General features: G+C 73.4%; 12 protein-coding genes and 1 riboswitch. Of the genes, 7 read left to right on the top strand and 5 right to left on the bottom strand.

Annotated elements, in window-relative coordinates:
* Positions 1-191: 191 nt before the first annotated feature.
* A complete protein-coding gene (locus tag ACFTWP_RS00740) occupies positions 192-458 on the bottom strand; it encodes a hypothetical protein (protein WP_380261136.1) in 267 nt (88 codons plus the stop codon).
* Between the two features lie 209 nt (positions 459-667).
* Between ACFTWP_RS00740 and ACFTWP_RS00735 the strand changes: the two genes are divergently transcribed.
* Positions 668-1,396, top strand: coding sequence for a hypothetical protein (locus ACFTWP_RS00735; RefSeq protein ID WP_380261134.1), 729 nt, complete (start codon positions 668-670; stop codon positions 1,394-1,396).
* A gap of 202 nt (positions 1,397-1,598) precedes the next feature.
* On the top strand, positions 1,599-2,798 hold the full coding sequence (locus ACFTWP_RS00730) for a serine hydrolase domain-containing protein (protein ID WP_380261132.1): 1,200 nt from the start codon (positions 1,599-1,601) through the stop codon (positions 2,796-2,798).
* 36 nt (positions 2,799-2,834) lie between these two features.
* On the opposite strand, the gene ACFTWP_RS00725 is transcribed toward ACFTWP_RS00730, so the two are convergent.
* Both ACFTWP_RS00725 and ACFTWP_RS00720 read right to left on the bottom strand, forming a co-directional pair.
* On the bottom strand, positions 2,835-4,100 hold the full coding sequence (locus tag ACFTWP_RS00725) for a hypothetical protein (protein ID WP_380261130.1): 1,266 nt from the start codon (positions 4,098-4,100) through the stop codon (positions 2,835-2,837).
* 326 nt (positions 4,101-4,426) lie between these two features.
* Complete coding sequence (locus ACFTWP_RS00720; protein ID WP_380261128.1) at positions 4,427-5,890, bottom strand: APC family permease; 1,464 nt, start codon at positions 5,888-5,890, stop codon at positions 4,427-4,429.
* Between the two features lie 576 nt (positions 5,891-6,466).
* On the opposite strand from ACFTWP_RS00720, the gene ACFTWP_RS00715 reads away from it, so the two are divergent.
* The 4 genes from ACFTWP_RS00715 to ACFTWP_RS00700 all read left to right on the top strand — a co-directional run bounded on the left by ACFTWP_RS00715 (position 6,467) and on the right by ACFTWP_RS00700 (position 13,805).
* A complete protein-coding gene (locus ACFTWP_RS00715; protein ID WP_380261126.1) occupies positions 6,467-7,432 on the top strand; it encodes a serine protein kinase RIO in 966 nt (321 codons plus the stop codon).
* A gap of 320 nt (positions 7,433-7,752) precedes the next feature.
* Positions 7,753-7,976, top strand: a riboswitch (cobalamin riboswitch).
* Positions 7,977-8,110: 134 nt separating this feature from the next.
* On the top strand, positions 8,111-10,447 hold the full coding sequence (gene metE / locus ACFTWP_RS00710) for a 5-methyltetrahydropteroyltriglutamate--homocysteine S-methyltransferase (RefSeq protein ID WP_380261124.1): 2,337 nt from the start codon (positions 8,111-8,113) through the stop codon (positions 10,445-10,447).
* A gap of 217 nt (positions 10,448-10,664) precedes the next feature.
* Entirely contained in the window at positions 10,665-11,594 is a 930-nt protein-coding gene (locus ACFTWP_RS00705; RefSeq protein ID WP_380261122.1) for a hypothetical protein, read from the top strand.
* Between the two features lie 246 nt (positions 11,595-11,840).
* Positions 11,841-13,805: an amino acid transporter gene (locus ACFTWP_RS00700; RefSeq protein WP_380261121.1), complete on the top strand. Its 1,965-nt coding sequence runs from the start codon at positions 11,841-11,843 to the stop codon at positions 13,803-13,805.
* Positions 13,806-13,896: 91 nt separating this feature from the next.
* Here ACFTWP_RS00700 and ACFTWP_RS00695 read toward each other — a convergent pair whose 3' ends face one another.
* Complete coding sequence (locus ACFTWP_RS00695; protein ID WP_380261119.1) at positions 13,897-14,466, bottom strand: TetR/AcrR family transcriptional regulator; 570 nt, start codon at positions 14,464-14,466, stop codon at positions 13,897-13,899.
* A gap of 91 nt (positions 14,467-14,557) precedes the next feature.
* Between ACFTWP_RS00695 and ACFTWP_RS00690 the strand changes: the two genes are divergently transcribed.
* Positions 14,558-16,036 (top strand): MFS transporter, encoded by a 1,479-nt coding sequence (locus ACFTWP_RS00690; protein ID WP_380261117.1) that lies wholly within the window; start codon positions 14,558-14,560, stop codon positions 16,034-16,036.
* 36 nt (positions 16,037-16,072) lie between these two features.
* Here ACFTWP_RS00690 and ACFTWP_RS00685 read toward each other — a convergent pair whose 3' ends face one another.
* Entirely contained in the window at positions 16,073-17,074 is a 1,002-nt protein-coding gene (locus ACFTWP_RS00685; RefSeq protein ID WP_380261115.1) for a magnesium and cobalt transport protein CorA, read from the bottom strand.
* Between the last annotated feature and the right edge of the window lie 36 nt (positions 17,075-17,110).

The following is a 17,110-nucleotide window of genomic DNA, read 5'->3' as shown; positions in this document are numbered from 1 at the left end:
CAACAGCCGGGTCGGCCCGGAGCGCGACCGTGTTCACGCCCGCCGAGGTCGCCCGTCCGATGGAGAGCCGTCCCAGGCTGGCGAGGGTGACGACGTGACGAGCAGTCACCCACCGAACGCGAAGTCACCCGACGACGAGCGACTCGACGACGGGTGACCGGTCCTTTACGCGAACGTCTAGCGTCGACCGTCTAGCGTCGACTGCGGTCCGGCGGGTCGGTGCAGGCGGCGAACGCGTTGTCGCAGTCCCTGATGCAGTCGTCGTACTCCGTCAGATCGGGGCCCAGGAACACGAAGCTGCACTTCCAGCTGCACTTCGAGTAGGTGTCGGCGCAGGTGGGCCGGTACCACGCGGGCGCGATCCGGTCGGAGGTGCCGGCGGAGGCCGGTGGGCCCGTCCGGTACAGGTCGGTGCCGCGGTAGACGGATGCTTCGGCGTGGAACCCGGGAATGGTCATGGTGGTGCTCCCGTCGTCGTGGCCGGGCGCGGAGGCCCCCGGCCACCGGTCGGCCGTCGCCGACGCGCAGGACGCCCCCCGAGTGCCGTCCGCGCGACCGGCCCTCACTCTCCAGACTACGCTCAACCGGCCCGTCCGACGGGCCCGGTCGTCGGCCGCCGGGGCGCCCGCCCGCCCGTCCGGGCCGCTGCCGCGGTTAGGCTGACCGGATGACAGCTGATCGCACAGCAGCCAAGCACCGTCGCCTCCTCGTCCTGGCCGGCGCGGCCGGGATGGCGTTCGCCGCGAGCGCCTGTTCCTCGTCCGGGAGTTCGGGCGGGTCCGCCGCCGCCGACGGTGACAGGCTCTCCTACGACCGGGTCACCTCGACGGCGAAGCAGCTGACGGCCACGTCGGCCTGCCCGTTCGGCCTCGACCTCGCCGCGGCGCTGAAGGCGGCCGGCGCCGAACGGACCGTCACCCCGGCCGCGTCCGGCGGCGACCCCGCGGCCAAGGGGACGCTCGACCCGGGCAAGCCCGCCCAGGCCTGGCCCAGCGGGCAGCCCAAGCCGTCCGGGGTCGCCTCCGTCCCAGCCGTCCCGCCGAACACCTTCGTGGTCTGCACCTTCACCGCCTCGGACGCCCCGGTGGAGATCGACCTCGTGGCCACCGGTGCGGACGGGGTCGCCGTCAACCTGGCGCTGCCGCGGATCGCCTCCCTCGGCAACCTCGGGGCCGACGAGGTGATCGCGTTCTCCAAGGACGCGCCCGGGATCGGCCAGACCAGAGTGACCCCGGGCCGGGGCTCGGCCGCCGTCGCCCGGGTCGCGGTGGCGGGCAAGGGCGACCTGGCGCTCGTGGTCTCCCAGGGATCCACCGTCGCCAAGGCGGACCCCGCCCTGGCCGGCGAGTCGCTCAAGAAGATCACCGAGGCGCTCGCCACCCAGCTGCGGCCGTAGGCCGCCGCCCGCCCCGCCCCCTTCCTGCCGTGCACCCTGCCCGCCGTGCGCCCTGCCCGCCCTGCACCCCTGCCCGTCCTCGGGTGACCGGGTGGCTCCGAACGAGTGGACTCGCCGCACCGCGTACGTGACGGGGGCCTCCGGCCGGGGCTCGGATGGTGACGTTGCCATCCGAGCCCCGACCTGGAAGAAGCATCCCCACATGCGAGGTACCCCCGCCCGCCGACTGTTCGCCGCGGCGGTGCTCGCGGCGTCGGTGTCGGCCCCGACGGCGGCGACTCCCGCCACGGCCGTCCACGCCGCGGGCGTCGTCCGGTACGACGAGGACGAGTGCCCGCCGGGCGGCCTCGGCCCCGAGCTGACCGCCCGGCTGGACCGGGCCATCGAGGACGTCCGCCGGTCGGCCGGCATCCCCGGCGTGATCGCCGGACTGTGGATGCCGGGCAGGGGGAGCTACGTCCGCGCGACCGGCGTCGCCGACACCACCACCGGCCGCCCGATGACCACCGACCAGTTCCTGCGGATCGGCAGCGAGACCAAGACCTTCACGGTCACCGCCCTGCTCGAACTCGTCGACGACCGCCGGATCGGGCTGGACGACCCGATCTCCGCCTACGTCGACGGCGTGCCGGGCGGAGAGGGGATCACGCTGCGCCAGCTCGCCGAGATGCGCAGCGGCCTGTTCCCGTACACCGAGGACCCGGACTTCGTCCACGACCTGCTGAGCGATCCGAGCCGCTCGTTCACCCCGCGGGAGGCACTCGCGTACGGCTTCAGGCACGACAACACCTTCGCGCCGGGCGAGGAGTTCCAGTACTCCAACAGCAACCTCGTCCTGCTCGGCCTGGTGATCGAGAAGGTCACCGGCCGCAGCGCCGCCAACGTGATCCGCCGGCGGGTGCTGCGCCCGGCCCACCTGCGGCACACGCTCTTCCCCGGCGGCGCGGAGTTCCCCGGGCCGCACCCGAGCGGGTACACCGACCAGACCCTGAACGGCGAGATCGCCGTCACCACCGACTGGAACCCCAGCTGGGCCTGGACCGCCGGGGCGATGATCTCGGACCTCGGGGACCTGCGCCGCTGGGCCGAGGTCGTCGCGACCGGGACCCTGCTCCGCCCGGAGACCCAGGCGGAGCGGCTGACGATGCTGCCGACCGGGTTCCCCGGCACCGGCTACGGACTCGGCATCTTCGAGACCGGCGGCTGGATCGGGCACAACGGCTCCATCCCCGGCTACGAGAGCGTGACCGTCCACCTGCCCTCGCAGCGGGCCACCCTGGTGCTTCTGATCAACACCGACATCCCCTCCCAGGGTCAGGAGCCGTCCTCGCTCCTCGCCCGGGCGATCACCGGGATCGTGACCCCGGACCACGTCTACGACCGCCCCGTCCCCCCGCGGTAGGCCCCGCGCGGGACGGGACGGACCCCGACCGCCGCGTCACTGGCCCCGTCCGGTGAACAGCGATCGTTCGAGCGCGGACCGGACGGAGGTGGACGCGGCGTCGCCGGCCGGGGTCAGCGACAGGGCGGCGGTCATCAGCAGCAGCACCCGCACGCCAGCCCCGGTGCCGCCGTCCACGCCGGGCAGCAGCGGGATGGCCAGCGCGAACGCCACCAGGACGAGGCTGGGGCCGATGCGGCGCAGGAGGCGGACGGCCCGGGAGACAGGCGGTTCCGGAGCGCTGTGCTCCAGCAGGGACGTCAGGTCCCCCTCGGCGAGGGCGACCACCCCGGCGCGCAGCGAGGCAGCGATCGCGTCGTACTCCTGCGCCGTGCGGACCTGGGTGAGCGCCCGGTCGTGCCGCCGGACGAGTTCGGCCAGGGCGGCGTGGAACCGCCGGGCCTCCCGCCGGGCGGCCAGCTCGGTGAAGGACGTCCGGTGCCGGACGGCCCACGTGTCGTTGGCGGCCGCGACGGCGAAGCCGAGGCGCAGGCGCACGCTCCGCACCGTCCGCGGTGTCCACCAGGACGGGCGGAGCCAGTGGCACACGGCGGCGGCGCAGGTGAGTTGGACGAGTACGCCGTCGAGGGGGCGGGGCCGGAACGGCCTTCGGTACCGGGAGCGGAGGAACTCCTGGAGCAGGCAGATCCAGCGGGGCACGCCGAGCCCGAGGACGGCGCCGAACAGGGCCGCCGCGGCGATGACCGGCCGCCGCTCGGCGGGGGAGGACAGCGCGGTGGTGAGCGTCACCGAGGCGGCGGCGACACCGACCAGGACCAGGACCAGGTTGACCACGATCGGGAACCAGAGGCCGGGGCGCGCCATCCGGACCATCCGGCCGACGGTCGCCCGGACTCCCAGCCGGCGGACGAACGCGGCGATGGCACGCATCTCGTGCCGGCCCACCGCGATCGAGCTGAGGCAGGCCGCGGCGAAGGCCGCCAGCGCGAAGAGCCACCAGGGCGCCCGGGGCGAACCGCCGCCTCCTGCGACGGCCCCGGCGACGGCCCCCGCGGCGGCGCAGGCCGCCGTCATGCCGACGGCGGTGGTGACCAAGGCGACGTAGTTGGTGACGAGCTGCACGCTGATCGGGCAGCGGTAGCGGATCCAGGCCGACAGCATCGCCGACCGGATCCGCCGCCGGGTGTCCTCGTCCAGGTCACCCAACTCGTCGACGCACCAGCGGGTATGGGAGGCGATCTCGCGTAGCCAGGTCGCCTCGCGGTGGAGGAGCTCGGTGTCGTCCAGGATCCGCATCCGCACGCCGGGTATCGTGCCCCGACGGCTGCGCCGGTAAGCCCGGTGAGCCCGGGAAGCCGACCCGGTGAGCGCCGCCGGCTCCCGGCCCGTGGAGCTCACCGGCCTTCGGCCCGGCTCTCCCGCACGGGCCCCCGTCCCGGACGGGCCCGCTCGCCCGGGACGGCGTGGCCGACCGGAGGCGCCCGCCACCCCGACGGGCCGGCGACCGTCCGCGCAACGCACGTGCGCCGGCCCGTCGGGGGTGGCGGTCGTCGGCCCGGTGGCCGGGCAGGCCGGATGCGGTACCCCGCGACCGGGCGGGCGCCCGGGGTGGCGTGGGCGCGATCCCGCTACGAGGACGCCGAGGTGAGGTCCGCGGCCTCGCCGCGCTGCCCGGGCAGCGCGGCGGCCCGGACGCGCTCGGCCCGGCGGGCGAGCAGCGGGTAGAGCAGGCACGACCCGAGGACCACCACCGCTGCGTAGGTCACGGCCTGGGTCCCGCTCTCCACGTACTGCTGCCAGGCGGCCCAGGCGCAGACCGCCAGCAGGCTGGCCACGATGGCGCCGATGCTCCACCAGCCGCCGGGGATCCGGTAGGGGCGCTCCAGGTCCGGCTCCCGCAGCCGCAGCGCGACGAGGGCGGCGACCTCCAGCAGGATCCCGATGTTGGTGAGGAAGACGTCGAAGATCACCAGGTTGGTGAAGCTGCTGAGGCAGAACACCGCGTAGATCAGCGAGGAGCCGAGCACGGAAGCGATCGGCACGCGGTAGCGCGGGCTCTCCCTGGCGAGCCACGCCGGGAAGTAGCCGTCCTTCGCGAGGACGACCGGGAGTCGCGAGTTGGAGGCGAGCAGTGCGGAGAACATGGCCACCGCGGCGAACATGCCGCCCACGGTGACGGTGATCTGGAGCCAGGGGCCCGCCAGTTGCTCGGCCACGGCGGAGAAGGAGCCGGCCTCCCAGTTCCGCCAGCCCGCCTCGCCGTCCGCGCCGGTGGCCAGGGAGGCGATGGTGGGCAGCAGGTACCCGATCATGATCAGCACGATCGACATCGCGAGCGCCCGGGGCAGGTGGCGGCGCGGGTTCTCCATCTCGCCGGCCACGTTGGACACGCTGTCCCAGCCGCAGTAGTTCCACATCACGATGAACAGGCCCGCCCCGAAGGCGTTCCAGGTCGACTGGTCGGAGCCGGTGGTGAGGGAGCCGACCGGGTTCGTCCCGTCGCTCGCCAGGTGCACGATGCCGATCACCGAGAGGATCAGCATCGGGACCAGGCAGACCACCGCGAAGACCACCGAGGACTCCCCGACCCAGCCCGCACCGAGCAGGTTGAGCAGGGTGAACACCACGATCACCGCGACGCAGATGAACCAGTTGAGGTCGAACTGCAGGTTCCCCAGTCGGAACAGCACGTGCTCACCGGGGGCGACCGCGCCCACCAGGCTCTGCAGGTAGCTGGTGAACAGGACGGGGTAGACGGCCATGTCGACGAAGCTGCACACCCACTGCAGCAGGCCCTGCTGGAAGCCCCAGAACCTGCCGAGCCCGCGCTTGACCCAGTGGTAGTAGCCGCCCTCCGCCGGGATCGCGGTGCCGAGCTCCGCCACCACGAGCGCGTGCGGGACGCTGTAGATCAGCGGGGTCAGCACGATCAGCAGGATCGCCATGCCGGGCCCGGAGGTCGAGAACAGCTCCTCGATGCCGTACGCGCCGCCGGAGACGCTGAAGAAGATCAGTGCCACCAGCGGCATCAACCGCACCCTCCTGGGCGCGGGCAGGCGGGTCGGGGCGGGGTCCACCGGAAAGGCCGTCATGGTCACCTCGGGGTCGTCGGCGCGCGGATCGTGGGGGAGCCGGATCACCGGGGTCGGCCGCCGTGCGGCGCCGTAGGGGTCGGCGGTGGCGACCGGACGGGCCCGGAGAGCGCCCCCGTACCCGGCCCGGCGGAGCTCTAGGAGTCTCCGGCCTGCGGGGCGGCGCCGCAATCGATCACTGTGCCAAGCGTTCCGTGTCGCCTTTGACAGAGTGGTTTCGCGGTCGGCCGGGCCACCCGTCGCGTCGGGCCGCGTCCGCGTGCGGGTGGACGGAGAGCAGAGCCCCGGGGTCGTTCGTCGCCCCGGTGCGCGGCCCGGACCGCCGGACCGGGGCCGGTGGGACTCGGCGGCGGAAATTCGGTTGCGCCGCGGGAGGGAGCGGCTAGGGTACTGACGTCCTCGCGGATCTCCGCGCCAGGACCTGACGTCGAGGAGGTGTGTCCGGATGGTTGCCGCCCTGTCGCGGCGCGCCTTCGTGTGCGCGCCATACGCCCTCCTCGTTCGTCATCTCCCCACCGGCTGACAGCGCGTCGTATCGGACGCACCCCGGTGGGCCACTCCTCAGGAGCCACCGCAGTGCGTGAGCGCTTTGCCGACAGCGATTCCTTCTCCCGTATCCGTCCCAAGGGCGGGGCCCGGCGCGGCCGACGGTCCGACCGGTTCGACGACTTCGAGGGCGAGTACCTCCCCTCCGAGGGGGACGGGTTCCCCGTGGACCCGGACGACCTCGCCTCTCCCGCCCCGGTGACCGACGGCCCCGCCGAGGGCGACCGCTGGTCCACCTGGGACAAGTCCACCCCCACCGAGAAGGGGCCCGAGCCGCGCCCCGCGTGGGTGGTGACCGAACTGGCGGCCGTGGACACCGAACTCGGCATCGTGAAGACCGGCAAGGAGGCCGACGTCTTCCTGCTGGAGCGCCGCGTGCCGGGCACCGAGCGGCGCACCCTGATGGCGGCCAAGCGCTACCGGGACTCCCAGCACCGGATGTTCCACCGCGACTCGGGCTACCTGGAGGGCCGCCAGCACAAGGAGTCCCGGATCAGCCGGGCGATGGCCAAGCGCACGGCGTTCGGCAAGGAGGCCATCGCCGGGCAGTGGGCGGCGGCCGAGTTCGGCGCGCTGTGCCGGCTCTGGTCGGCCGGGGTGGCCGTCCCGTACCCGGTGCAGATCACCGGGACCGAGATCCTGATGGAGTTCGTCGGTGACGCCGACGGCACGGCAGCGCCCCGACTCGCCCAACTGCGGGCGGAGGAAGCCGACATCGACGATCTCTGGGAGCAGCTCGGCCGCAGCCTGTCGCTGCTCGCGGTCGGCGGCTACGCACACGGCGACCTGTCGGCCTACAACATCCTCGTCCACCGCGGGCGCTTGGTGATCATCGACGTGCCGCAGATCGTGGACGTCGTCGCCAACCCGCGCGGGCGCTCCTTCCTGGAACGGGACGTGCGCAACGTCGGCGCCTGGTTCGCGTCCCGGGGCCTGTCCGAGGAGCGCGTGCAGGAGCTGGTCGAGGAGCTCGCCGCCGACGCGCGCCTGAGGTAGCCGCCGCGCGCCGGGGAGTCCCTCGGCGCGGAGGGGAGTCCCTCGGCGCGGAGGGGAGTCCCTCGGCGCGGAGGGGCACGCGGACGGTCCGCCCGCTCCCCGCCCCCCGCCACCCCGTCGTCGTCGCCCGGCCGCTGCTCCGGCCTCGACCTCGGCGGGGAGCCGGCGGGGAGCCGGCGCACGCGCCCACGGACCGGGCCCGCGTACGGCCCGGTCCGTGGGTCGTCCGCGGCGCCGGGATCCCGGCCGACGGCGGGCTGCGGGTCCACGCCGCCATCCGCCATCCGGACAATCGCCGACAGGACCGTCCGGATCGGCCTAGGCTGTGCCTCGCAGTCGGTTCGCCCTGCCAGCCAGGCAGGCGCGTCGCAAGAGGGAACCCGGTGTGAATCCGGGACTGCCCCGCAGCGGTGAGTGGGAACGACCGCCGTCACATGCACTGAGCCCCGTAGGGGCCCGGGAAGCGACGGCCAGTAGGTGTCGGAGGCCGACAGGCCCGGCGTGCCCACGAGTCCGAAGACCTGCCACTGCCCGTGTGCGACCGCACGCGGTGATCTCGGTGACCTCGCGGGCAGGTCGGCGGAGCGGGCGGGCACATCCTGGTGCCACGCCCCCTGTCGTGCTCTCTCGTCCTCGTGCTCTCCCGGGATCGCAACGCGACTCGCGAAGGAGAGTTCCGTGTCATCGAGTTCCACCACCCCGCAGGCCATCCCGCAGGTCACCGTGCAGGCCACCGTGTACGGCTACCCGAGGCAGGGCCCGAACCGGGAGCTGAAGAAGGCGATCGAGGGGTACTGGGCCGGCCGCGTCGACGCCGAGTCCCTGCGGGCCACCGCCGCCGGACTGCGCCGCGAGAACTGGCGGCAGCTGGCGGAGGCCGGCGTCACCGAGGTGCCCACCGGCGACTTCTCGCTCTACGACCACGTGCTGGACACCACCGTGGCCGTGGGCGCGATCCCGCCGCGCCACCGGGCCGCGGTGGCCGCCGACCCGCTGGACGGCTACTTCGCGATGGCCCGCGGCACCCAGGACGCGGCCCCGCTGGAGATGACCAAGTGGTTCGACACCAACTACCACTACCTGGTGCCCGAGGTGGGCCCGGACACGGTGTTCGCGGCGAACTCCGCGAAGGCGGTCTCCGAACTGCGCGAGGCGCTCCTGCTCGGCCACCGCGCCGCCCGTCCGGTGCTGGTGGGCCCGCTGACCTACCTGCTGCTGGCCAAGCCCGCGCCCGAAGCGGCCGCCGACTTCCAACCCATCACCCTGCTCGACCGGCTGCTGCCCGTCTACGCCGAGCTGCTCGCGGACCTGCGCGCCGCCGGCGCCGAGTGGGTGCAACTGGACGAGCCAGCCCTGGTGCAGGACCGCACCCCGGCCGAACTGAACGCCGCCGAGCGGGTCTACCGCGATCTCGGCGCCCTCACCGAACGGCCGAGCATCCTCGTCGCGACCTACTTCGACCGGGCCGGCGAGGCGCTGAAGGTCCTCGCCGGGGCCCCGATCGAGGGGGTGGGCCTGGACTTCACCGGACCGGCCGCGGGCAACCTCGACGACCTCGCCGCCGTCGGCGGACTGCCCGGCAAGCGCCTGGTGGCCGGTGTGGTGGACGGCCGCAACATCTGGATCAACGACCTGGCGAAGTCCCTCTCCACCCTGGCCACCCTCCTGGGCCTGGCCGAGCGGGTGGACGTCGCGCCGTCCTGCTCCCTGCTGCACGTCCCGCTCGACGCGGGCGCCGAGCGCGACCTCGACCCGCAGGTCGCCCGCTGGCTGGCCTTCGCCCGTCAGAAGACCGAGGAGATCACCACCCTGGCGCGGGGCCTGCGCGAGGGCACCCACGCGATTCTCCCCGAACTCGCCGCCAACCGGGCCGACCTGGCCTCCCGCGCCGCCTCGGCGCTCACCCGCGACCCGGTCGTCCGTGCCAGGGCCGCCGCCACCACCCCCGGGGACGCCCGCCGCGCGCAGGCCTACCCCGAGCGCGCCGAGGCCCAGCGCGCCCGCCTCGGCCTGCCCCTGCTGCCCACCACCACCATCGGCTCCTTCCCGCAGACGGCCGACCTGCGGGTCGCCCGCGCCGACCTGCGCGCCGGCCGGATCGACCAGGCCGCCTACCAGGACCTGATGCGCGCCGAGGTCCGCGAGGTGATCGCCTATCAGGAGAAGGCCGGGCTCGACGTCCTGGTGCACGGCGAGCCCGAGCGCAACGACATGGTCCAGTACTTCGCCGAGCAGCTCACCGGGTACCTGGCCACCCAGCACGGTTGGGTGCAGTCCTACGGCACCCGCTACGTCCGCCCGCCGGTCCTGGCCGGCGACGTCTCCCGCCCGCACCCGATGACCGTCGACTGGTTCCGCTACGCGCAGGACCTCACCGACAGGCCGGTCAAGGGCATGCTCACCGGCCCGGTCACCATGCTCGCCTGGTCCTTCGTCCGCGACGACCAGCCGCTCGCCGACACCGCCCGTCAGGTCGCCCTCGCCCTGCGCGACGAGGTCGTCGACCTGGAGGCCGCCGGCGCCGCCGTCGTCCAGGTCGACGAGCCGGCCCTGCGCGAGACCCTGCCGCTGCGGGCCGCCGGCCGGCCGGCGTACCTGGCGTGGGCCACGGAGTCGTTCCGGCTCACCACCTCGGGGGTCCGGGCGGACACCCAGGTCCACACCCACATGTGCTACGCCGAGTTCGGCGCGATCATGACCGCGATCGACGGGCTCGACGCCGACGTGATCTCGCTGGAGGCGGCCCGCTCGCACATGGAGGTCGCCCACGAGCTGGCCGGGGCGGGCTACCCGCGCGAGGTAGGTCCGGGCGTCTACGACATCCACTCGCCCCGGGTGCCGAGCAGCGCGGAGGCCGCCGCCCTGCTCCGCGCCGGCCTGGCCGCCGTCCCGGCCGAGCGGCTCTGGGTCAACCCCGACTGCGGGCTGAAGACCCGCGGGTGGACGGAGACCCGCGCCTCGCTGGAGAACCTGGTCGCCGCGGCCAGGGAAGTCCGCGCGGAACTGGCCGGCTGACGCCGCCGCCGGGGCGGGTGGTCGCGACCACTCGCCCCGGCAGCGCCCGTACCGTACCGGGGCGTCGTGGCCGGTCGGCCCGTCACGGACCGACGCGGACGCGGGGCTCCTGCGACCGCGCCCGGCGGATTTCCGTTATCGCCGTGCCCGGCACGGGTCTCCTGTCCTGTGGGGCGCTGTTCAGGTTTCCGGCCCCACGGGACGGAAGGCTTCGATGATGTTCGCTTCCACTCGCTCGGTCTTCCGCTGGGGGGCCGTGCTGGCAGCCGCGGCCGGGCTGCTCCTGTTCCTGCTGGGCGCCACCGGTCCGTCCGGGGGCCCCGAGGGTTCGGGGGCGGCGGGCCGGGGGCACGGCGCCGCGCCGACGCCCGGCCGGCCGTCGTCGCCGTCGTCGCCGTCGTCGGCCGCTCCGGTGATGCCCGGGATGGCCTCCGGCGAGGGGCTCGTCGGAGAACTGGGCGGCTACCGGCTGGACTCCCCGGTCGCCACCCTCCCGGCCGGCCAGGCGGTGAGCTACCCGTTCACCGTCCTCGGCCCCGACGGATCGCCGGTCACCGACTTCGCCGTCGCCCAGACCAGGCGGCTGCACTTCTACGCGATCCGCACGGATCTCACGGGCTATCAGCACCTGCACCCGGCGATGGCCGCCGACGGCGGCTGGACCGCCGACCTGGCCGCCCTCACGCCCGGCAGCTGGCGGCTGTACGCCGCGTTCACGCCGAACACCGGCCGGGGCAAGGGCAGGGAGTTCGTCCTCAGCCGCACCGTGTCCGTGCCCGGCGAGACCGCCGCCGAGCCGCTGCCCGCGGCGGCCGACGGCACGACCGTCGACGGCTACACCGTCACCCTGAAGGCCGGGTCGACGGGGCCGATGACCCAGCGGCTCACCGTCACCGTCACCAGGGACGGCGAGCCGACCACCGACCTCCAGCCGTACCTCGACAGCTACGCCCATCTGAGTGCCTTTCACGAGGGTGACCAGGCGCTGGCCCATCTCCACCCCGGGAACGCGGTCGACGGGGATCACGGCGGTCCGACGCTGACCTTCGACGCCATGGTCGGCGAGTCCGGGAACTGGCGGGTCTTCCTCCAGTTCCAGACCGCCGGGCAGCTGCACACGGCGGTTCTCACCCTGCGCGTGCCCTGACCCCGGCCGTGCCCTGCGCTGCCCTGCCTGCCCTCCCTGCCATCCCGGGCCTCCCCACCCTCCCCGCCCTCCCCGACGTCCTCGGGCCTGCCCGGCCGCCAATGGGGTGACGTGTCGTCGCCGGCCCCGAGCCTGCCCGGTTGAATGGTGGCGGCCCGCTTAGGCTGACGCGGTCGCCCGTCCGGCCGGCAGGAGGCTGAGGGCAGGGGGCTGGGGGTTCGTGGCGGTCGACGGGAGTGCAGGGTGGTGACTTCGGCTTCGGGTGCTCGCGGTTCCTCGCCGTCGGCGCGGCAGCGGTTGCGGGCGTGGCTGCTGGAGGGCACCTCGGACCGGGTCAAGCAGCACCCGGGCCCGCACGCCGAAGCTCCCGCGGAGCACCGGCAGCGTTGGTGGCGGGTGATGTGCCTGACCGGCCTGGACTACTTCTCCACCCTCGGCTACCAGCCCGGCATCGCGGCGCTGGCGGCCGGTCTGCTGTCGCCGGTGGCGACCGTCGTGCTGGTGATCGTCACGCTGTGCGGGGCGCTGCCGGTGTACCGGCGGGTGGCCCAGGAGAGCCCGCACGGGCAGGGCTCGATCGCGATGCTGGAGCGCCTGCTGTCGTTCTGGCAGGGCAAGCTGTTCGTGCTGGCCCTGCTCGGCTTCGCCGCGACCGACTTCGTGATCACCATCACGCTGTCCGCCGCCGACGCCACCGCGCACCTGGTGGAGAACCCGCACCTGACCGGCGCGCTGCACGGCCGTCAGGTGCTGATCACGATGATCCTGGTGGCCCTGCTGGGGGCGGTCTTCCTGAAGGGTTTCAGCGAGGCGATCGGCGTGGCCGTGGTGCTGGTCGCGGTGTACCTCGCGCTGAACGTGGTGGTGGTCGCGGTCGGCCTGTGGCACGTGCTGACGGCGCCCGACCTGGTCACGGACTGGACGAACGCGCTGACCGCGGAGCACGGCAACGTGGTGGCGATGATCGGGGTGGCCGTGCTGGTCTTCCCGAAACTGGCCCTGGGGCTGTCCGGGTTCGAGACCGGCGTCGCGGTGATGCCGCACATCGAGGGCGACGAGGGCGACACCGAGGAGCAGCCGACCGGGCGGATCCGCGGCACCCGCAAGCTCCTCACCACCGCCGCCGTGATCATGAGCGTGTTCCTGATCACCACCAGCTTCATCACCACCCTGCTGATCCCGCCCGCGGCCTTCGAGCCGGGCGGCGCGGCCAACGGCCGCGCCCTGGCCTACCTGGCCCACGAGTACCTCGGCGGTGCCTTCGGCAGCGTCTACGACGTGTCCACCATCGCGATCCTCTGGTTCGCCGGGGCCTCCGCGATGGCGGGCCTGCTGAACCTGATGCCCCGCTACCTGCCGCGCTACGGGATGGCGCCGCACTGGGCGCGGGCGGTGCGGCCGATGGTGCTGGTGCTCACCGGGGTCGCCTTCCTGATCACCTGGATCTTCGACGCGAGCGTCGACGAGCAGGGCGGCGCCTACGCCACCGGTGTCCTGGTGCTGATCACCTCGGCGGCGATCGCGGTGACCATCGCCGCGCACAAGGCCGGCCAGCGCGGCTGGACGGTGGGCTTCGCGATCATCGCGGCGGTCTTCGTCTACACCACCGGCGACAACATCGCCGAGCGGCCCGACGGCGTGAAGATCGGTGCCTGCTTCATCGCCGCGATCGTGCTGGTCTCGCTGGCCTCCCGGCTGGCCCGGGCGTTCGAACTGCGGGTCACCGACGTGGTCCTCGACCAGGTCGCCGAACGCTTCGTCCGGGACTGCTCGAACCGGACCATCCGCCTGATCGCCAACGAGCCCGACAACCGGGACATCGCCGAGTACCGGGACAAGCTCCAGCAGATCCGGACGGACAACGACATCCCGGTCGAGGACGACCTGGTGTTCGTGGAGGTCACCGTCCGCGACCCGTCCGACTTCGAGGCGGAGCTGACGGTCCGCGGCGAGGTGCTGCACGGGCGCTACCGCGTCCTGACGCTGGAGCACTCCAGCATCCCGAACGCGCTCGCGGCGCTGCTGCTGCACGTGCGGGACGCGACCGGGCAGCAGCCGCACATCTACTTCGAGTGGACCGAGGGCAACCCGTTCGCGCAGTTCCTGCGGTTCTTCCTGTTCGGCCAGGGCGAGGTCGCGCCCGTCACCCGGGAGGTGCTGCGGGAGGCCGAGTCCGACCGCACCCGCCGACCGCGGGTGCACGTCGGCTGACGAGTCGGCGGAAGGCGCACGGCCTGGGGAGGCGTGAGGCCCCGGAAGGCGCGAGGGCTCCGCCGCGGCCTCACCCGCGGCCCCGCCCGCGTCACCGCACCAGGGGGAGGAAGACCGTGTCGACGATCTCTTCGAGGACGTGGTCGGGTACGGGGGCGAAGGTGGTGAGGACCTCGTGGCGCAGCAGGTCGAAGGGGAGGGACCTGATGCGGTCGGTGAGGCGTCCCGGGTCGATCTCGCCGCGGGCGACGGCGCGCTCGAAGAGCACGTCGACGGATTCCTTGCGCCCCGTCGCGAGGGGGTCGCGCAGGTCGCCAGGGCTGGTTCCGGTCCGCTGGTAGTAGCCGGCGAGGTGCACGCTCATGACGGTGACGAGCTGCACGCGGGTGGCGTTGATCTCCCGCATCAGGGTGAGGACGTCCTCCCGCAGGCTCCCGGTGTCGGGGACGTCGAGCAGGTGCTCGCGCAGGACGTGGACGATGGCCGCCCGGACGAGTTCGTCGCGGTCGGACCAGCGGCGGTAGAGGACGGGAGGGCTGGTGCCCGCGCGCCGGACGACGGCGTCCATGGTGAACCCGGCGTACCCGCTCGCCGTGAGCTCCTCCCAGGCCGCATCGAGGAGTGCCTTCTCCAGTGCCGCCCCGCGACGTCGCTCGGGCATCCCGTACCTCCCTTGGATAGATTTGCCTATCTTATTCTAGCGCCCTACTCTGGCAGCCGTAAGATAGGACTCTGTATCTTAGGTGGCTGGCATGACCGCTCCCCACGAGACCCGGCCCACGCCCGCGGCCGCCGACCCACCGGCGATCCGGCCGCCCGGCCCACCCCGGTCCCTGCGCGAGGCCCGGGTGGCCCTGGCCGGACTGTCGGCGGTGTTCCTGTTCGAGATGCTGGACAACTCGATCCTGACCGTCGCACTGCCCACGATCGGCAGGGAGTTGAACGCCTCGACGCTCGCGCTCCAGTGGGTGACCAGCGTGTACGCCGTCGTGTTCGGCGGGTCGATGCTGGTGTTCGGCGCGGCGGCCGACCGGTACGGCCGGCGGCGGATCATGCTCGCCGGCCTGGCCCTGCTCGGCCTCGCGAGCCTGGCGACCGCCTTCGTCACGACCGCGGAGCAGCTGATCGCCGTCCGCGCGGTGACGGGCGTCGCGGCGGCGATGACCACGCCGGTGTCGATGGCGCTGGCCTTCCGGCTGTTCACCACCGAGGACCTGCGGATCCGCGCGACGTCCCTCATCTCGACCGTGGGCCTGGTCGGTCTCGCGGTCGGCCCGACGGTGGGCGGCTTCGTCCTCGCGATCGCCCCGTGGCAGGCCCTGCTGCTGGTGAACGTGCCGATCGCCGTGCTCGCGATCGTCGGGGTCCGGGCCGGCATCGCCGAGGACGACGCCGCCGACCTGCACCGCGACCCGGTGGACGTCCTCGGCGCGGTGCTCGGCACGGCGACGATCGTGCCGGCGCTCGTCGCGCCCACGCTGTTCGTGAGTCAGGGCGCCGGCTCCTGGGAGCCGTGGACGGCCACCGCCGCCGCAGCCCTGGGGGCGCTGCTGTTCGTTCACCGCGAGCTCTCGGCGCGCCACCCGCTCCTCGACCTCCGCCTCGTCGCCCGCCCCCTCGTCTCCGGCGGCCTGGCCTACAAGGCCGCGGCGGGCCTGGCGACCGCCGGCCTCGGCTACCTGGTGACGCTGCAGCTGCAGCTCGACTGGGGGTGGACGCCCGGCCTGGCGGCCCTCGGCATGCTGCCGCAGGTCGTCGTCCTGCTCGCGGCCGGGCCTCTCGTCGGCCCGCTCGTGGAGCGGGTCGGCAGCGGCCGGGCCTCGTGGATCGGTGCCACGGCCGTGGTCTTCGGGCTCGCGGTCTACAGCCTGCTGAGCGGCTTCGGGTACCTGTGGGTGGCGATCGCCCTCGCGCTGGTGGCCGCCGGGATGCGCGTGGTCGGCGTCGTCGCCGCGGTCAACGTGCTCCGCGGCCTGCCGAAGAACCGGACCTCGATCGGCGCGGCGCTCACCGACACCGCCACCGAGGTCACCTCCGGGGTCGGCATCGCCGTCGGCGGCACCGTCCTCGCGGTGCTGTTCACCGGCGACATCGCCACGTCGCACTGGAGCGCGGCGCAGAGCGCGGAGTTCCACCGGGCCGTCACGATCGCGGGCCTGCTGCTCACGGGCGCGGCCGCGGCGCTGGTCGGCTGGGCGATCCTGCGCACCAGGAACGCGGCCGACGGCTGAGCGGAGTCCGTCCCTCGCCGGTGCGGCGCGCGCTCCTCAGACCGACCGGCGGCGCTGCTGACGCAACCAGACGTACAGGGCCAGGCACGGCAGCAGCAGTCCGACCACGCTGAGGGAGAGGAACGCGGCGAAGCCGCTGATGTGGTCGACCAGCCACCCGAAGTTCTGTCCGAAGAACCCGACCACGAAGGACAGCGGGAGGAACACCGTCGCGACGATCGTCAGCCGCTCCATGATGGCGCTCTGCCGCAGGGTGATCTTGTTCTGCTCGACGGAGATCACCGCGATGTTCGCCTCCAGGACGGTGGTCAGCAGGTCCCGTTGGGCGGCCACCTCCTCGTTGACCAGCAGCAGGTGGTCGTGCACGTCGCGGAGGTAGGGCAGCAGGTCCGTCGGTGACGAGGCGCTGGGCTGCAGCCGTCGGCCCAGCACGGCCAGCAGCGGGTGCACGGCCCGGTAGAAGTCGGTGGCCTCGCGCCGCAGGAAGTAGATGCGCTCGGTCGGTGCGACCGTCCCGGAGAAGACCGTGGCCTCGATCTGCTCGATATCGTGCTCCAGCTCCGCGACGACCGGCGAGTAGCTGTCCACGACCTGGTCGAGGATCGCCCACAGCGTCGAGCCGCTGCCGGTGCGCAGCAGTTCGGGGCGGCCTTCGAGCCTGCCGCGGGCGCCGGCCAGTTCGCTGGCGATGCCCTGGCGGACGGTGATCACGAAGTGTTCGGCGAGGAAGACGCTGATCTCACCGGTGTCGATCTCCTCGCGTTCGTCGTCGTAGCGCGCGGTGCGCAGGATGATCAGCTCCGTACCGTCCTCGTACTGCTCGGCCTTCGGCCGCAGGTGGAGGGCCTGGGCGTCCTCGACGGCCAGTTCGTGCAGTCCGAAGCTCTCCTGCACCCGTTCCATCTCCTCGGGTGAGGGTTCGAACAGCCCCAGCCAGACGAACCCGCCCTGGGTGCAGCGGGCGGCGGCGGCCTCCAGCGGCATCGGTCCCTCGTGCTGCCGGCTTCCGTCCCGGTAGTGCGCGCAGTCGACGATCATGGCCCTTCCTCCTCGCGTCCCGCCCGGAGGCTCACG

Source organism: Kitasatospora sp. NPDC057015 (assembly GCF_042673745.1).
Taxonomy (GTDB): domain Bacteria; phylum Actinomycetota; class Actinomycetes; order Streptomycetales; family Streptomycetaceae; genus Kitasatospora.
Note: the sequence above shows the minus strand (reverse complement) of the source record. Positions and strands in the feature narration are given on the sequence as shown.

Excerpts from the sequence above, each read along its gene's own strand:
- ACFTWP_RS00740 (WP_380261136.1), bottom strand. The coding sequence starts at position 458 with ATGACCATTCCCGGGTTCCACGCCGAAGCATCCGTCTACCGCGGCACC.
- ACFTWP_RS00735 (WP_380261134.1), top strand. The coding sequence starts at position 668 with ATGACAGCTGATCGCACAGCAGCCAAGCACCGTCGCCTCCTCGTCCTG.
- ACFTWP_RS00730 (WP_380261132.1), top strand. The coding sequence starts at position 1,599 with ATGCGAGGTACCCCCGCCCGCCGACTGTTCGCCGCGGCGGTGCTCGCG.
- ACFTWP_RS00720 (WP_380261128.1), bottom strand. The coding sequence starts at position 5,890 with ATGACGGCCTTTCCGGTGGACCCCGCCCCGACCCGCCTGCCCGCGCCC.
- ACFTWP_RS00705 (WP_380261122.1), top strand. The coding sequence starts at position 10,665 with ATGTTCGCTTCCACTCGCTCGGTCTTCCGCTGGGGGGCCGTGCTGGCA.
- ACFTWP_RS00695 (WP_380261119.1), bottom strand. The coding sequence starts at position 14,466 with ATGCCCGAGCGACGTCGCGGGGCGGCACTGGAGAAGGCACTCCTCGAT.
- ACFTWP_RS00690 (WP_380261117.1), top strand. The coding sequence starts at position 14,558 with ATGACCGCTCCCCACGAGACCCGGCCCACGCCCGCGGCCGCCGACCCA.
- ACFTWP_RS00685 (WP_380261115.1), bottom strand. The coding sequence starts at position 17,074 with ATGATCGTCGACTGCGCGCACTACCGGGACGGAAGCCGGCAGCACGAG.